This window comes from Saccharobesus litoralis (assembly GCF_003063625.1).
Classification (GTDB): Bacteria; Pseudomonadota; Gammaproteobacteria; order Enterobacterales; family Alteromonadaceae; genus Saccharobesus; species Saccharobesus litoralis.
Genome location: NZ_CP026604.1, coordinates 4,306,187 through 4,321,538, shown reverse-complemented (window position 1 = coordinate 4,321,538; position 15,352 = coordinate 4,306,187). Strand labels below are relative to the sequence as shown.

At 40.8% G+C, this 15,352-nt stretch carries 11 protein-coding genes; 8 read left to right on the top strand and 3 right to left on the bottom strand.

Annotated elements, in window-relative coordinates:
* Positions 1-14: 14 nt before the first annotated feature.
* On the bottom strand, positions 15-1,886 hold the full coding sequence (locus tag C2869_RS15940) for a GGDEF domain-containing protein (RefSeq protein ID WP_108603893.1): 1,872 nt from the start codon (positions 1,884-1,886) through the stop codon (positions 15-17).
* Positions 1,887-2,341: 455 nt separating this feature from the next.
* Here C2869_RS15940 and glgX point away from each other — a divergent pair, with 455 nt between their 5' ends.
* The 3 genes from glgX to C2869_RS15925 all read left to right on the top strand — a co-directional run bounded on the left by glgX (position 2,342) and on the right by C2869_RS15925 (position 6,667).
* Positions 2,342-4,492 carry a glycogen debranching protein GlgX gene (gene glgX / locus C2869_RS15935; protein ID WP_108603892.1) on the top strand — a complete coding sequence of 717 codons (2,151 nt, stop codon included), beginning with the start codon at positions 2,342-2,344 and terminating at the stop codon, positions 4,490-4,492.
* A gap of 402 nt (positions 4,493-4,894) precedes the next feature.
* Positions 4,895-5,860, top strand: a complete 966-nt coding sequence (locus C2869_RS15930) for a M14 family zinc carboxypeptidase (protein WP_228710684.1) — start codon at positions 4,895-4,897, stop codon at positions 5,858-5,860.
* A gap of 9 nt (positions 5,861-5,869) precedes the next feature.
* Positions 5,870-6,667 (top strand): alpha/beta fold hydrolase, encoded by a 798-nt coding sequence (locus C2869_RS15925; RefSeq protein WP_108603890.1) that lies wholly within the window; start codon positions 5,870-5,872, stop codon positions 6,665-6,667.
* Between the two features lie 118 nt (positions 6,668-6,785).
* Here C2869_RS15925 and pyk read toward each other — a convergent pair whose 3' ends face one another.
* Entirely contained in the window at positions 6,786-8,219 is a 1,434-nt protein-coding gene (gene pyk / locus C2869_RS15920) for a pyruvate kinase (protein WP_108603889.1), read from the bottom strand.
* A 162-nt stretch (positions 8,220-8,381) separates the two neighbouring features.
* Entirely contained in the window at positions 8,382-9,224 is an 843-nt protein-coding gene (locus C2869_RS15915; protein WP_108603888.1) for a MurR/RpiR family transcriptional regulator, read from the bottom strand.
* A gap of 272 nt (positions 9,225-9,496) precedes the next feature.
* Between C2869_RS15915 and zwf the strand changes: the two genes are divergently transcribed.
* The 5 genes from zwf (at position 9,497) to C2869_RS15890 (ending at position 15,335) form a co-directional block, all read left to right on the top strand.
* Positions 9,497-10,966 carry a glucose-6-phosphate dehydrogenase gene (gene zwf / locus C2869_RS15910; RefSeq protein ID WP_108603887.1) on the top strand — a complete coding sequence of 490 codons (1,470 nt, stop codon included), beginning with the start codon at positions 9,497-9,499 and terminating at the stop codon, positions 10,964-10,966.
* 9 nt (positions 10,967-10,975) lie between these two features.
* Entirely contained in the window at positions 10,976-11,671 is a 696-nt protein-coding gene (gene pgl, locus C2869_RS15905) for a 6-phosphogluconolactonase (protein ID WP_108603886.1), read from the top strand.
* A gap of 213 nt (positions 11,672-11,884) precedes the next feature.
* A complete protein-coding gene (gene edd / locus C2869_RS15900) occupies positions 11,885-13,705 on the top strand; it encodes a phosphogluconate dehydratase (protein WP_108603885.1) in 1,821 nt (606 codons plus the stop codon).
* Positions 13,706-13,717: 12 nt separating this feature from the next.
* Positions 13,718-14,677 (top strand): glucokinase, encoded by a 960-nt coding sequence (locus tag C2869_RS15895; RefSeq protein ID WP_108603884.1) that lies wholly within the window; start codon positions 13,718-13,720, stop codon positions 14,675-14,677.
* 4 nt (positions 14,678-14,681) lie between these two features.
* Entirely contained in the window at positions 14,682-15,335 is a 654-nt protein-coding gene (locus C2869_RS15890; RefSeq protein WP_108603883.1) for a bifunctional 4-hydroxy-2-oxoglutarate aldolase/2-dehydro-3-deoxy-phosphogluconate aldolase, read from the top strand.
* Positions 15,336-15,352 lie beyond the last annotated feature (17 nt).

Here is a 15,352-nt window from a genome sequence, read left to right as displayed (position 1 = left end):
GATAAACAAGCGCGTTACCTTGTTGCCTTACGCGCTTTTTTCTTTTCGTACAATGCCGCATCGGCTTGTTCTATGGCTTTTTCTATATCCAATTCGTGGCTAATATCCAAGGTGTAAGATCCAAAACTCATGGCTATTTCAAAGGGTTTGCCACTGGTTTGATTATAGTAGTCGAGCTCAGCATCTATTCGATTAATTAATATACTGACATCAAAATCTTTGTCTCGTGCTAGACAAATAACAAATTCATCGCCACCCATGCGCCCGACAATATCATTATTTCTAAATACTTGGCTTAGGGTTGAGGCAATTTTACTGATGGCTTCATCACCAGCTGAATGGCCAAAGGTATCGTTCACATATTTTAATCTGTCCATGTCGGCATATAAAAATGTAATCGAATGGCCTTGTTGTTCGCTTATTAATGCTTCAACCTCTTGATAGAACCCACGGCGGTTTAACACACCTGTCATTTCATCTGTCGTCGATATTGCTTTTAAACTAGAGTTGTCGTTTAGCAAACTTTGATTGATTTTGGCTAAGTCAGCCATTAATCGCGCGTTTTCTTGCAGTGTGCTTTGCATGCGTTCGAATAAATTTATGATGTGCAATGTGGTTGCAACATGAGTTGTGATTTCTTGAATGTCTTGCATTCGACCTTGGTTAACATCAAATACAATAAATCCAAAATGTTCATTGTTATAGTACAAGGGTTTTGCCAGTAAGGTTTTAGCTGTCTCGGTACGCCATAAACCTTCGGGCAGTAATTGTTGGGTGGCAAAGGTTTCGTCTATATATTCATTGTGTAAATTGCCATCTGAAAATGCATAGACTAATTTAGAAAATTTCGGCACCTCTGATGTTGCTTTAAGCTCAAATGCTTTAGTTTTGTATAGGTTTATATAGCAACCACTAATTTCCCTGTCTGTTAAGGCAAAGGTTAATTTGTCGAAAAAATCTTGATGGTTAAGCGCTTGTAAATTTTCGTGCAAGTAAAAACTATCGGTGTAAAGTTTACGAGTTGGCTGGGTATCTTCTTTATGATGTTGACAGCCACATGATGCTCGAATAATCGCCTTTGACTCAAATATCGTATCACTAGGGTTATTATTGTCTTGAGTAATTAGCTCAAATGTTTTGGCTGCCATATCAGGGTGTGGATGATCAGCAGTTGTTAACTGTGGTGAAATATTACGTGCGTTAACTGAATTATCAAAACCAACAATAGAAAAAAACTCTTTATATTGCGGCGCAAAATTATTGATGTAATCTAATGCGGCGATGGCTGTTTCGTCGTTAGGAAAGATAACCGCTTGATAATTATCATATTGTTTTATGATGGTTTTGATTAATCGAATACTGTCTTTTGATTCCCAACTGCCTTGTAAAACTAATGGCTCAATACTTTTGCTTTCTAATACCTTGATTGTCGCCTTGAAACGCTGATTGGCATCATCGTCATTGACTGGGCCACGGATCACGATAAAACGTTGATATTGATGGTGTGCTAATAAATGCTCAACTAATTGACTCGAACCGGATGCGTTATCCACTCGAACAGAGTGATAACCCTCGCGCTTTGTGTAATAGGTAATGACTTTTGATTTAGCTGTATTTTTAAAAAAACGCTCAAATTTACTTTGAGTAAATGACAAGGGTACAGCTGAAGAAGGCACGATTAAATCGTCTATTAACTCTTCATTACAAAATTGATAAATAAAATTGAGCTGTTTGTCAGCATAATTTTCACTTTGCATGCAACGACCTTCAAACGCAATTAAATGCATTCGATGCTGCTGGGCTTGCTGTTTTAACGCACTAAATAATCGGTAGTTATTATTACGGGTTAATTCACTTATAAATAAGCCAAGTGTTTTACGAGTCATTATGTTGTTATTGCAGCCGTGTGTACTGTTAAAAAGATAGTTTGTTTTAATTGTTTATGCCAATAGCTTGCCAATTTCCCTATTAGACTCGCCAATTTTGAACAAAAATTGCATAGCTACTGTAAACAGGAATATGCAGGCTTAACATGGCAAGGTTTAACTTAAATTTAATTAACCGGTCAATGTACGCTTTTCAATTGCCAGCCATACTGTGCCTATGGTTATAGTCTTCTCGCTCAGGTCTTATGGTTTATTGTCAGCGCTTACTCTCGACTTTGCTTAGATGGTTGTAAGTACTTAGGTTTCGCTTGGAACCAGAAACCTGCACCTAAAACCTGATCGCTTTGACTATATTCCAGATTTCTTACCTGTTTGTTTGTGAATAATGATGTATAGCGTTCCTATTTTGAGCAATTTTGCACTGGCATGATGCAGTAAAGCAAAGGAGAGTTGTTATGTTTAGTAAACTAAAAGTATGGCCAGGAAAACCTTATCCACTCGGTGCAACATGGACAGGCGACGGGGTTAACTTTGCCTTATTTTCAGAACATGCCGAGCGGGTAGAATTGTGTTTATTTGATAAAAAAGGCGAAAAGCAAACCCATAGCATACAGTTGCAAGAACAAACCGACCAAGTATGGCATGTATTTTTGCCGCAAGTTAAACCAAATCAATTGTATGCGTATCGTGTTTATGGCCCCTATGATCCTGAAAGTGGACATAGATTCAATGGTAATAAACTTTTGCTTGATCCTTACGCTAAAGCCATTGAAGGAGAGGTTATTTGGAATGACTACGCATTTGGTTATCGAATTGGTGATAAAGCTGAAGATTTAAGTTTTAGCGATACAGACAATGCGGATTACATGCCGAAGTGCAAAGTGGTTGATAGCCAATTCAATTGGCGTGGCGATAAAAGACCTAACACGCCTTGGCATAAAACCATAATTTATGAGTTGCATGTAAAAGGCTTTACTCAACAACACCCAGATGTTCCCACCAAATTAAAAGGCACCTATGCTGGATTGGCCTATCCCTCTGTCATTAAATATATTAAGTCGTTAGGAGTGACCGCGATTGAGTTGATGCCCATTCATGGTTTCGTTAATGACTGGCATTTGCAAGCCAATGGCTTAACTAATTATTGGGGTTACAATTCTTTGAGCTTTTTTGCGCCTGATATGCGTTATTCAAGCAAAAAAGATATTAACGAGTTTAAGGAAATGGTCAGTGCTTATCACGCTGCAGGTATCGAGGTCATACTTGATGTGGTGTACAACCATACCGCAGAAGGCAATCATTTAGGGCCGACTTTATCGTTTAAAGGCATTGATAACAAAGCGTATTATCGTTTGGTTGAAGATAATGAACGCTACTACATGGATTACACCGGTTGTGGCAATACATTAAACATGATGACGCCCAAAGCCCTGCAATTGATTATGGATAGTTTGCGGTACTGGGTAGAAGAAATGCACGTTGATGGTTTTCGTTTTGATCTGGCTTCTGCGTTAGCACGCGAGTTACATGAAGTAGATAAGCTAGGTGCATTTTTCGATATTATTCATCAAGACCCGGTTATTTCCCAAGTTAAGCTCATTGCAGAGCCTTGGGATATAGGTGAGGGGGGATACATGGTAGGTAATTTCCCTGTTGGCTGGACAGAATGGAATGGCAAATATCGAGATTTAATGCGAGCGTATTGGAAAGGTGATGGTGGTAAAGTCGGGGAGCTAGCTTATCGATTAACCGGCTCAAGTGACTTATATGAACACAGTGGCCGTAAACCTTATGCCAGTATTAATTTTATCACCGCACATGATGGCTTTACCCTTGAAGATTTAGTGAGTTACAACGAAAAGCACAATTTAGCCAATAACGAAAATAATCGCGATGGCCATGATCACAATATGAGTTGGAACATGGGCATTGAAGGCAAAACTAAGAGCCTTAAAATAAATAAACTACGCTGGCGGCAAAAGCGTAATTTTATGGCGACATTAATGTTGTCGCAAGGTGTACCTATGTTACTGGCTGGCGATGAACTCAGCCGCACACAACAGGGCAACAATAACGCCTACTGCCAAGACAATAAACTAAGTTGGATAAATTGGCGCTTAAATGACGAGCAGCAGCAATTTTTAGCATTTTGTCGGCGCCTTATTAAACTTCGGCAAGAACATCCCATTTTTAGGCAACGCCACTTTTTTCAAGGTCACCAACTGCGAGGTTCATTAGCGAAAGATATTACTTGGTTATCTGCCAGTGGCAATGAAATGACAGATGAAGAATGGCAGATGCCACATACCCGTTGTATTGGTATGCATATGCATGGCGAAGCATTACAAGAGCTTGATGAAAAAGGCCGTCAGGTAACAGATACCGACTTTATTGTATTACTCAATGCGGCTGATACAGGCATTGAGTTTACCTTACCCAATCATTTGCCAAAGGGTTGGAAATGGAAAAGAGAGTTGGATACTTCAATTGAAGAACCTATGGCGGAAGTTATCAGTCAGCGAAAACGAAATTTGCGTTTTAATGGCGGTGATAGTTATTTGTTAGCGCCGATTAGCTTGGCGGTGTTGATAAAAACGAAGCGCTAGTACTTTTTCCAGAAAGAAATGATCAATTGAAAGCACCTAGTTTGTAAGAAAAATTAAATTAATGTAGGTCGAAATTTATTTCGACAATAGCAGCAAAGCTGCTATAGGCTCGGTTTCTAGGTGCGATATTGCCTACTATCTATAGCCATTACCGAAGAATTAAATCCATGGTTTTGTATACCGTGGGCGTCTGGAACAGCTCACAGAAACCTAAATCAATTTGTAACTTAAGAGTATCGTTAATAAACGTTTAAACAAAAATTCTTTAATTTTTCATCTAGTAATTCAAATTATAGGCTAGCTTTAAAACTATAATCCTCTTAAATTTCAGTGTTAGTTTAATTGAGCATTCATCACTATTACGACAATCTTTTACCGGAATTGAAGCAGCTAGAATTTATTTTGGAATCTTGCGCTTCCAAATTACGTAGCGAAATTATTGCCCATGTGCCGTTAGATAATCAGCTATTACCTATCCATGCTATTTCCATTGGTTGTCAAGATGACTATGCGCCTGTCATGACGTTTGTCGGTGGTGTGCATGGCTTAGAGCGAATTGGTACGCAAGTTGTTCTCGCATTTTTAGAAACCTTGTTAGGTCGAATGTCTTGGGATAGCAGCTTAATTAATTTATTAACTAAGACTCGAGTTAATTTTATTCCCTTAGTTAACCCTGTGGGTATGGCAAATCATTGGCGCTCTAATGGTAATCATGTCGATTTAATGCGTAATGCGCCGATAGATAGCAAAGAAAAAACCGCATTCCTTGTTGGTGGACAACGGATCAGCAAGCGTATTCCTTGGTATCGCGGCACCGAAAACACCATGGAAATTGAATCGCAAGCTCTGTGTGATTATATTCAACGGGATGTATTTAAGTCGCCTTTTTCTATTGTTCTGGATTGTCATTCTGGTTTTGGCATAACCGATAGGCTTTGGTTTCCTTACGCGAAAAGCCAATTACAGCCAATTTCTCATATCGGCGAGATGTACCATCTACGTGAATTATTTAACCAAAGTTACCCCAATCAAAATTATATTTTTGAACCTCAGGCAAAACATTATTTGTGTCATGGTGATCTGTGGGATTATTTATATGATGAGTCGCAAAAACACCCAACGACATTTTTGCCATTAACCCTTGAAATGGGCAGCTGGCGCTGGGTTAAGAAAAACCCATTGCAATTATTAAAGTCGCTAGGCTTATATCACCCAATGAAACCGCACCGAGTTAAACGCGTATTGCGTGGCCATTTAATTATGATGGAGTTCTTAACGCGAGCGACTGCCTCTTATGAAAATTGGCTTGTTGATTGTCAAAGCCTCAACATGGCGCAAAAAGCTACAGCGTTATGGTACGACAAGTAGGTGATTAACATGCATTTTGCTAAACCGCCTATTGTTTTATTGAGAGGCTTATTACGTGAGCAGCGTCATTGGGGAGCGTTTATCGCTGATTTGAAACAATTTTTCGACGACAGAGAAATTATTTGTTTAGATATTCCTGGCAATGGCAAGCGAAATCATGAAAAGTCGCCTGTTACCATTCAAGGCATGCGAATTGCCATTTCAGAGCAATTAAATGACTTGTTAGGGCCTGAGCAAGCTATTGAATTGATCAGTATCTCCATGGGCGGAATGATAGCCTTGGATTGGGCTAACGCCGAACCTCAGCGTATTAAATCTGTTGTTTTGATTAATTCTAGCCTTAAGCAATTCTCGCCTTTTTATCATAGATTAAATTGGCAAACCTATCCGGCCATTATCAAAATACTATTGATTGGGGTGTTTAATACGCAATACAAAGAGCGCCAGATACTACGCTTAACTTCCAATAAAACACTACATTTACCCCCCCATGCTAGAGCGCCTTTTATCAATGAATGCGTCACTATATGGAGTCATTTTAGTTTAGATAAACCGGTTAGCTTGCGTAATGCTTTTCGGCAATTGCTTGCAGCCGCGACCTTTGCTGTGAGTCATCGGCCAAGCGCAAAAATATTGGTGGTTAAATCGAAATGGGATTACTTAGTTAACTCCCAATGCAGCGAGCAGTTAGCTAAAAATTGGCAACTTGAAATGATTGAACATCCATGGGCAGGGCATGACTTGCCGTTAGACGACCCGATTTGGTTATGTCGGCATATCAGCCAATTTATCGATAAGTCGACCTGATAATTTTGATTATGAAGTAAATATCCACGCCTAAAGGACGAGGCTTTACTTTTTAATTAAAATAAAAAAAGCCGAACAAAAGTTCGGCTTTTAAAATTTGGATAATAGATTGGGGTTATTACGCTTTAACTATCTTCATTGCGTTAGTTGCGCCAATCGTTTCCATTGCATCACCAGAGGTAAGAACGATTAAGTCGCCATCTTCAATATGACCTGCATCCTTCAACGCCGCTAAAATGTCCTTAGTTAACGTACCTGAATTGCTCTTAGTTGAATCAAAATAGAAAGGCTGAACACCGCGATACATAGCACAGGCGTTTAAAGCTTGCTCGTGACGAGATAAGGCGAAAATTCGAATACCAGAACTAATACGCGACATTAACTTAGCCGTATTACCCGATTCAGTTAAACAAACTAAGGCTTTAACACCATTAAGGTGGTTAGCCGCATACATAGCTGATAATGCTGTGGTTTCTGCCATTGAATCAAAGTGGCTAGATAAACGGTGCTTAGAGTTACTGGTTGTTGGGTGGCTCTCTGCACCAACAGCCACACTGGCCATGGATTTAACAGTTTCTACTGGGTATTTACCTGCTGCAGTTTCGCCTGAAAGCATAACAGCGTCTGTACCGTCTAATACCGCGTTGGCAACGTCCATTACCTCTGCGCGGGTTGGCATTGGATTCTCAATCATCGACTCCATCATTTGCGTTGCAGTAATAACAGCGCGGTTTAATTGACGTGAGCGAGAAATCAATTTCTTTTGTTTAACGACAAGAGCAGGGTCACCAATTTCAACTCCAAGATCACCACGAGCTACCATAACAACATCACAGTTTGAAACGATATCGTCAATGGCTTCATCAGTGGCAACTGTTTCTGCACGTTCTACTTTAGCGACGATATGGGCATTAAGACCGGCTTCTTCAGCTAATTGACGAGCATAGCGTAAATCTGCGCCCGATTGTGGGAAAGATACCGCTAAAAAATCAACGCCGATTTTGGCTGCTAATTTAATATCTTCTTTATCTTTAGCAGTAAGAGCAGGGGCTGATAAGCCACCGCCTAATTTATTAATCCCTTTGTTGTTCGATAACTTACCACCAATACTGACAGTTGTATTAATTTTGTTACCTTCAACGTTTTTGACGATAAGTTGCACACGGCCATCATCTAATAATAGAGTGTCACCTGGTACAACGTCTTTAACTAACGCTTTGTAATCTAAACCAACGCTTTCGACCGTACCTTCACCTTTACCTAAATCGGCATCTAAGGTAAATGCAGCGCCTTCTTCTAACATGACTGGGCCATCTTTAAAGGTCGATACGCGGATTTTTGGACCTTGTAAATCGCCTAGAATACCAATGTATTTACCAAGACGTTTGGCGATTTCACGTACCTGCTCAGCACGTTTAATGTGATCTTCTGCCGCACCGTGTGAGAAGTTCATACGGACTACGTTTGCGCCAGCTGCAATGATTTTTTCTAGGTTATTATCGCGATCAGTAGCAGGACCAAGCGTAGTGACAATTTTCGTTCTTCTGTACATGTATTTTCCCCGTTTTTTCACAATGACTCGCTGATGAATGGGGGGCGAGCTATTGTAAAAGGTTTGTAATTCCAGTTGATGTGTCAATGACAACTATGTGTGTTTAAGCCAGTGACTTTACATTGTTATTGTGTCGCTCAAATTGCAAAACAACTGAGCATATTATTTTTCATAACGCGAATCTTTTAATCCTTCTTTAACTCGCTTTAAGTTATCCATAAACTTTCCACCACGACGTAAAGTGAACCCCGTGGCTAATATATCAATTAAGGTTAATTGTGCAATGCGCGATGCCATCGGCATATACATATCTGTATCTTCCGTTATATCAAGAGATAGTACAAGGTTACAGGCATTAGCTAAAGGAGTTCCTTCACTGGTTATACCAATAACCGTGGCATCATTTGCCCGTGCAATGTTAGCTATCTCAACTATGCTTTTGGTGCGTCCAGTGTGTGAAATGATCACAATAACGTCACCTTCGTGCGCATTAACACAGGTTATTCTTTGCATTAAGGTGTCGTCGTAACAGCTCACCGGCGTATTAAAACGGAAAAACTTGTAATGGGCATCATGAGCGACTGACGATGATGAGCCTGCACCAAAAAAAGCAATGTGTCGAGCTTGAGTTAAAATATCAACCGCTTTATTGACCTTGATCGTATCTAAGGAGCGTCTAGCATGATCTAAAGCGGCCATTGTTGACTCAAATATTTTAGAACAGTATGCATCTGGACCGTCATCAACATCAACATGACGGCTGACATAAGGCGTACCATTGGCGATACTTTGTGCTAAATGCAGTTTAAAGTCAGGAAAACCTTTCGTTTCTAATCGTCGACAAAAGCGGTTGACGGTTGGTTCGCTAACATCGGCTTCTTTAGCGAGGGCGGCAATACTGCTATGAATAGTCGTTTGAGGTGACGCTAAGATAACTTGGGCGACCTTGCGCTCTGATTTACTAAAAGAGCTTTGGATTTGCTGGATTTTATCTAATATATTCATAGCGCTTATCCGTCTATAATTAAGCTAACTTCTGTTTTTGTGAAAATTAATTTCACAAGTTGTGCAAATTTTGCCACTAAAAGGCCGAAAATGAAAGTTAGCAACATAAATAACTGGGTTTTTATGTAAGTTTAATCAAAAATATACTTTTTGTTAACTTAAAATAGAAAATTTTGGTTGTAAAATTACAGTTTTTAGAGTTAAATTATAACCATTGGTATAAATGCCTAAAAACACACACTTATTAACCGTTTCCATATTTAGGAGCTGACATGGTAGCTGAATCGAAAGCTAGACCTTGTGACTTTGTCCTTTTCGGTACAAAAGGTGACTTAGCCCGTCGTAAATTACTTCCTGCACTTTATCAATTAGAAAAAGCAGACCTTATTCACCCTGATACGCGTATCGTCGGTGTTGCTCGTTATGAGTACACCTTAAATGACTACGTTGAATTGGTTGAAGACGCGCTTGATACTTTCGTTAAAGAAGGAATAGATCAAAAAGTCTGGAATCGCTTTAAAGCTCGTTTAGATTATTGCATGGTTAACATGCGTGAAGCAGAAGACTATAAAAAGTTAGCAGCGCACGTTGATCTGGAAAATCGAGTGATGGTTAACTACATGTCAACCCCACCTTCTATTTTTGGCGATATTTGTGAAGGTTTATTCACAGCAGGACTGATTAACGATGAAACTCGTGTCGTACTAGAGAAACCTATCGGTCACGATTTAGCATCTTCTGCAGTCATTAATGATCAAGTTGCTAAATACTTCAAAGAAGAACAGACCTACCGTATCGATCACTATCTTGGTAAGGAAACCGTTCTTAACCTGCTAGCTTTACGATTTGCTAACGCTATCTTCACGTCAAACTGGGACAACAAGAGTATTGACCATGTTCAGATCACAGTTGCTGAAGAAGTGGGCATTGAAGGTCGTTGGGGTTACTTTGACGACGCAGGTCAAATGCGTGATATGGTACAAAACCACTTGTTACAAGTACTTAGCTTAGTTGCTATGAACCCGCCAGTTAGCTTACATGCTGATGATGTTCGTCACGAAAAAGTGCGAGTGATTAAATGTTTACGCCCAATTACGGCTGAAAACGTTGAAGAAAAAACGGTTCGTGGCCAATACGTAGCGGGTCAAATGAATGGCCAAGACGTACCAGGTTACCTTGAAGAAGATGGCGCCAATACTGAAAGTAGCACAGAGTCTTTTGTTGCTTTACGTTGTGATATAGACAACTGGCGTTGGGCGGGTGTGCCATTCTACTTGCGTACTGGTAAGCGTATGCCAAGTAAGTTAACTGAAATTGTTGTGCACTTTAAGTCATTACCTCATAACATTTTTAATGAAGAATATGAGCGCGTGCCAGACAACAAATTAATTATTCGTTTACAGCCGCACGAAGGTGTTGAAGTTCATGTAATGAACAAAGTACCAGGGCTAGACGAGAGCATGAAGTTACAAAAAACTAAGCTAGACTTAAGTTTTTCAGAGACATTTTCTCATGCCCGTATTGCTGACGCGTATGAGCGCTTATTGCTAGAAGCTTTATTAGGTAATCAGTCTCTATTCGTTCGTCGTGACGAAGTAGAAGCTGCGTGGAAATATGTTGATGGTATTTTTGCAGCATGGGATAAAGTTGGTGATAAGCCACAGCCATATGCTGCAGGTTCTTGGGGACCGGATGCGTCATTCGATTTATTAAGTAAAGATGGCCGTCAGTGGGACAAGTAAGGACAAACAATGAATTTAGTTGAATACAAAGACACTAATGAATTAAACCCAGCATTTGCAGAGCGCGTTGCTGGCTTATTGAAAGATGCAATCAAGGCAAAAGGTTGTGCCTCTTTAGTTGTGTCTGGTGGTAGTACGCCTTTACCTTTCTTCAAAGCGCTTTCACAAATTGAACTTGCTTGGGATAAAGTCACGATCACATTAGCCGATGAGCGTTGGGTTGATGCGGACCACAAAGACAGTAATACGTCATTAGTTAAAAACAATTTATTACAGAATAATGCCGCCGTTGCGACATTTGCTGAAATCAAAACTAGTGAAGCATCTGCTTTTGGTGCCGAAGCCAGTGTGACAGCAAGTTTGTCAGGTTTACCGCAACCGTTAGACGTTTTGATTTTAGGTATGGGTGAAGATGGTCACACAGCTTCTTTATTCCCATGCTCAGAACAAATCGCTGAAGGTTTTGCTAGCGATGATTTAGTAATTGCTGTGCAGCCGACAACAGCGCCGCATGAGCGTATGTCGTTAACTTTAAAATCTTTATTGAACGCTCAGCAAATTTTCTTACATATTGTAGGCAAGAGTAAAAAAGACGTTCTGGATAAAGCGTTAGCGGCTGACGATAAGTTTGAAATGCCTATTCGGGCAATTCTTCAACAAAACGATGTGCCTGTTGATGTGATTTACACAGAAACCAAGCTTTAATCGTCTAAAATTATAAAGGTAAGGAGGGCACTCCTTACCCAAAGATCCACTAAGAGATCTAGAGCCAAATCCGCAAGGTGATTTGGTACGCAAAGCGAGAGTTTTTCTCGCTTTCTATTTTGTTGGCTTATGTTTTGTTAGCAAGGTTAAACCAAATAACTTACTACGCACCCAACTTACACTTTACACACAGTTTGAGCCGAGATTATTACTATGAACCCAGTAGTTGAGACAGTCACTCAGCGTATTATCGAAAGAAGTAAAGATACACGCCGAGCTTATTTAGATAAAATTGAACAAGCGCGAGTCAAAGGGCCGCATCGTGGCGCTTTAGCTTGTGGTAACTTAGCCCATGGCTTTGCTGCTTGTAGCGCAGATGACAAAGCGTCTTTAAAGGGATTTACCAAGGCGAATATAGGTATCATTACTTCTTATAATGACATGCTATCAGCCCATCAACCGTATGAGACTTATCCTGATGTTATTAAACAAGCGGTAGCAGAAGTCGGTAGTGTTGCGCAAGTCGCAGGTGGTGTACCAGCCATGTGTGATGGTGTAACCCAAGGTCAAGATGGTATGGATTTAAGCTTGATGAGCCGAGATGTTATTGCTATGTCTTCTTGTATCGGCTTATCACACAATATGTTCGATGGCGCTTTAATGCTTGGGATCTGCGATAAGATCGTCCCCGGTTTAGTTATGTCGGCATTATCATTTGGCCATTTGCCTATGGTGTTTGTACCAGCAGGCCCTATGCCATCGGGTATTTCGAACAAAGAAAAAGCGCGTACCCGTCAATTATTTGCTGAAGGCAAAGTCGGTCGTGAAGAATTGCTTGAATCAGAATCAGCTTCTTATCATTCTGCCGGTACTTGTACTTTCTACGGTACAGCGAATTCTAATCAACTCGTCGTTGAGGTAATGGGCTTGCATTTACCGGGTTCTTCTTTTGTTAACCCTGGTACACCATTACGTGACGCTTTAACTAAAGCGGCGGCTGTTCAGGTGACACGCCTAACTGATTTAGGCACTAACTATACGCCAATCGGCCATATCGTTGATGAAAAATCTGTGGTTAACGGTATAGTTGCCTTATTGGCAACGGGTGGTTCTACCAACCACACTATGCACTTAGTCGCTATGGCTCGTGCAGCCGGTATTATTGTTAATTGGGATGACTTTTCTGAGTTATCAAGCGTTACACCTCTGTTAACGCGTATTTATCCGAATGGCCAAGCAGATATTAACCATTTTGTTGCTGCGGGTGGCATGGCGTTATTGTTCCGCGAGTTGTTAGGCGCGGGCGTATTACATAACGATGTTAAAACGGTTTGCGGTGAAGGTCTTGAAAAATATACTCAAGAACCTTTCTTAGAAGATGGCAAAGTCGTTTGGAAAGAAGGTCCTACACAATCGTCAGATCCTACGGTTATTGCATCAGCGGCCCAGCCGTTTAGCTCTAACGGTGGTTTGTCGGTATTAGAAGGTAACTTAGGCCGTGGCGTAATTAAAACGTCAGCAATGCCAGCGCCTGACGCCGTAATTGAGGCACCAGCCGTTGTATTTGAAAGCCAACATGATTTAGAAGGTGCTTTTAAATCAGGTGAATTAGAAAAAGACTGTGTAGTTGTGGTGCGTTTCCAAGGTCCAAAAGCGGTTGGAATGCCAGAACTACATAAATTAACGCCGCCTTTAGGTGTATTACAAGATAAAGGATATAAAGTAGCGTTAGTGACAGATGGCCGAATGTCAGGTGCATCTGGTAAAATTCCTGCGGCTATCCACCTTACGCCAGAAGCCATTGACGGCGGTATACTTGCCAAAGTACAAAATGGCGATTTAGTGCGCTTAGATCCAGCGAATGGTCAATTGCAATTGCTAGTTGATGATGCTGAATTAGCCCAACGTCAAGCGGTGCTTCCGTCTCGTGTTGAAGGTGAGCGCGTGGGAATGGGACGAGAGTTCTTTGGTGCGTTACGCTCAAACATGACGGGTGCCGAGCAAGGCGCTGCTTGTGTATTTGTTGAAGGGTAAGGAAATTCTAACATGACTTGTTTAATTGCAGATATCGGCGGCACCAATATGCGTGTTGCCCAAACCAATGGTTTAAATGCACAGTTCTCTGATGACAAAACATACCCTGTGACAGAGTATGACAATGTTGATGCGGTACTCAGTCAATACTGTCAAGACTTCGCAGTTAACGATGTTAAACATGTTTGTATCGCGATCGCCTGTCCAATTAATGGCGACCAAGTCACTATGACTAATCACTCTTGGTCTTTTTCGATTGAAGGCGTTAAAAGCAAACTGGGTTTAGACAGCTTTTTAGTGATTAATGACTTTACAGCACAAGCTATGTGTTTACCGTTTTTGAGTGACGAGAATAAGATTCAAGTTGGGGGCACGGTTGCCGCTGATCTTGACGCGCCAATGGCAGTTTATGGACCAGGTACAGGTCTGGGTGTGGCTCATTTGATTAGAGCCGGTGACAAATATATTCCGTTACCTGGTGAAGGTGGTCATGTTGATTTCGCACCTAACGACGAGATAGAGCAACAAGTTCTAAATGTTTTACAAGCAAAGTATGGTCATGTGTCGGTAGAACGTTTAGTATCTGGTCCCGGTCTTTTAGAGATCTATCAAGCCATTTGTCAGACCAAAGGTCAACAACCGGTATTAACCTCGCCGGCCCAAGTGACGACAAGTGCATTAGATAATAACGATGAAATAGCTAAATTAACCTTAGACGTATTCTGCCGTGTAATGGGCAGTTTTGGCGGTAATTTAGCACTGAATTTATTAACATACGGCGGAGTTTATATTGCGGGTGGTATTATTCCTCGCTTTATAGAGTACTTCAAACAAAGCGACTTTAGAGCACGATTTGAAGATAAAGGTCGTTTTGCCAAATTAAATAAGAAGATCCCCGTATTTGTTGTAACAGAACAGCAACCGGGCTTAGTAGGTGCTGCAGCTTACTTAGCTCAAAATATCGAGGCATAACAAGATGACAACGACTAACAATTGGCAAACCAGCGCGTTGGATATTCTAAAACAAGGTACAGTTGTACCGGTTTTAGTATTTAAAAAATTAGAGCACGCTTTACCTGTATCTGAAGCATTACTGGAAGGTGGCGTAAAAGTACTTGAAGTGACTTTACGTACTGAGTGTGCATTAGACGCGATTAAACTACTTTCAGAGAAATTACCGGAAGCTGTGACTGGCGCTGGTACTATTATTTCTGGCGAACAATACAAAGCTGTAGAAGCTGCAGGTGGTCAATTTGGTATTAGCCCTGGTTTAACACCCGCGTTATTACAAACTGCTAACCAAGGTTCAATGCCTTTGATCCCAGGTATCGCAACTATCTCTGAAATGATGACAGGTATTGAGCATGGTTTAGACTGCTTTAAGTTTTTCCCAGCAGAAGCTGCAGGTGGCGTACCTATGCTTAAGTCAATTGCGGGTCCTTGTCCACAAATTACGTTCTGCCCAACCGGTGGTATTAACCCAGCTAACTATCAAAACTACTTAAAGCTGCCTAATGTTGCTTGTGTTGGTGGTTCATGGTTAGTACCTCAAGATGCTGTTGAAGCCGGTGATTGGAAGAAGATCACTGAAATTGCTAAAGCAGCAGTTGAAGGCGCACAAAACTTATAGGTTTAGTTGATTGCTAA

What these genes read in the sequence shown, in the direction of transcription:
- C2869_RS15940 (WP_108603893.1), bottom strand. Translation starts at nt 1,886, where the DNA reads ATGACTCGTAAAACACTTGGCTTATTTATAAGTGAATTAACCCGTAAT.
- glgX (WP_108603892.1), top strand. Translation starts at nt 2,342, where the DNA reads ATGTTTAGTAAACTAAAAGTATGGCCAGGAAAACCTTATCCACTCGGT.
- C2869_RS15925 (WP_108603890.1), top strand. Translation starts at nt 5,870, where the DNA reads ATGCATTTTGCTAAACCGCCTATTGTTTTATTGAGAGGCTTATTACGT.
- pyk (WP_108603889.1), bottom strand. Translation starts at nt 8,219, where the DNA reads ATGTACAGAAGAACGAAAATTGTCACTACGCTTGGTCCTGCTACTGAT.
- C2869_RS15915 (WP_108603888.1), bottom strand. Translation starts at nt 9,224, where the DNA reads ATGAATATATTAGATAAAATCCAGCAAATCCAAAGCTCTTTTAGTAAA.
- zwf (WP_108603887.1), top strand. Translation starts at nt 9,497, where the DNA reads ATGGTAGCTGAATCGAAAGCTAGACCTTGTGACTTTGTCCTTTTCGGT.
- pgl (WP_108603886.1), top strand. Translation starts at nt 10,976, where the DNA reads ATGAATTTAGTTGAATACAAAGACACTAATGAATTAAACCCAGCATTT.
- edd (WP_108603885.1), top strand. Translation starts at nt 11,885, where the DNA reads ATGAACCCAGTAGTTGAGACAGTCACTCAGCGTATTATCGAAAGAAGT.
- C2869_RS15895 (WP_108603884.1), top strand. Translation starts at nt 13,718, where the DNA reads ATGACTTGTTTAATTGCAGATATCGGCGGCACCAATATGCGTGTTGCC.
- C2869_RS15890 (WP_108603883.1), top strand. Translation starts at nt 14,682, where the DNA reads ATGACAACGACTAACAATTGGCAAACCAGCGCGTTGGATATTCTAAAA.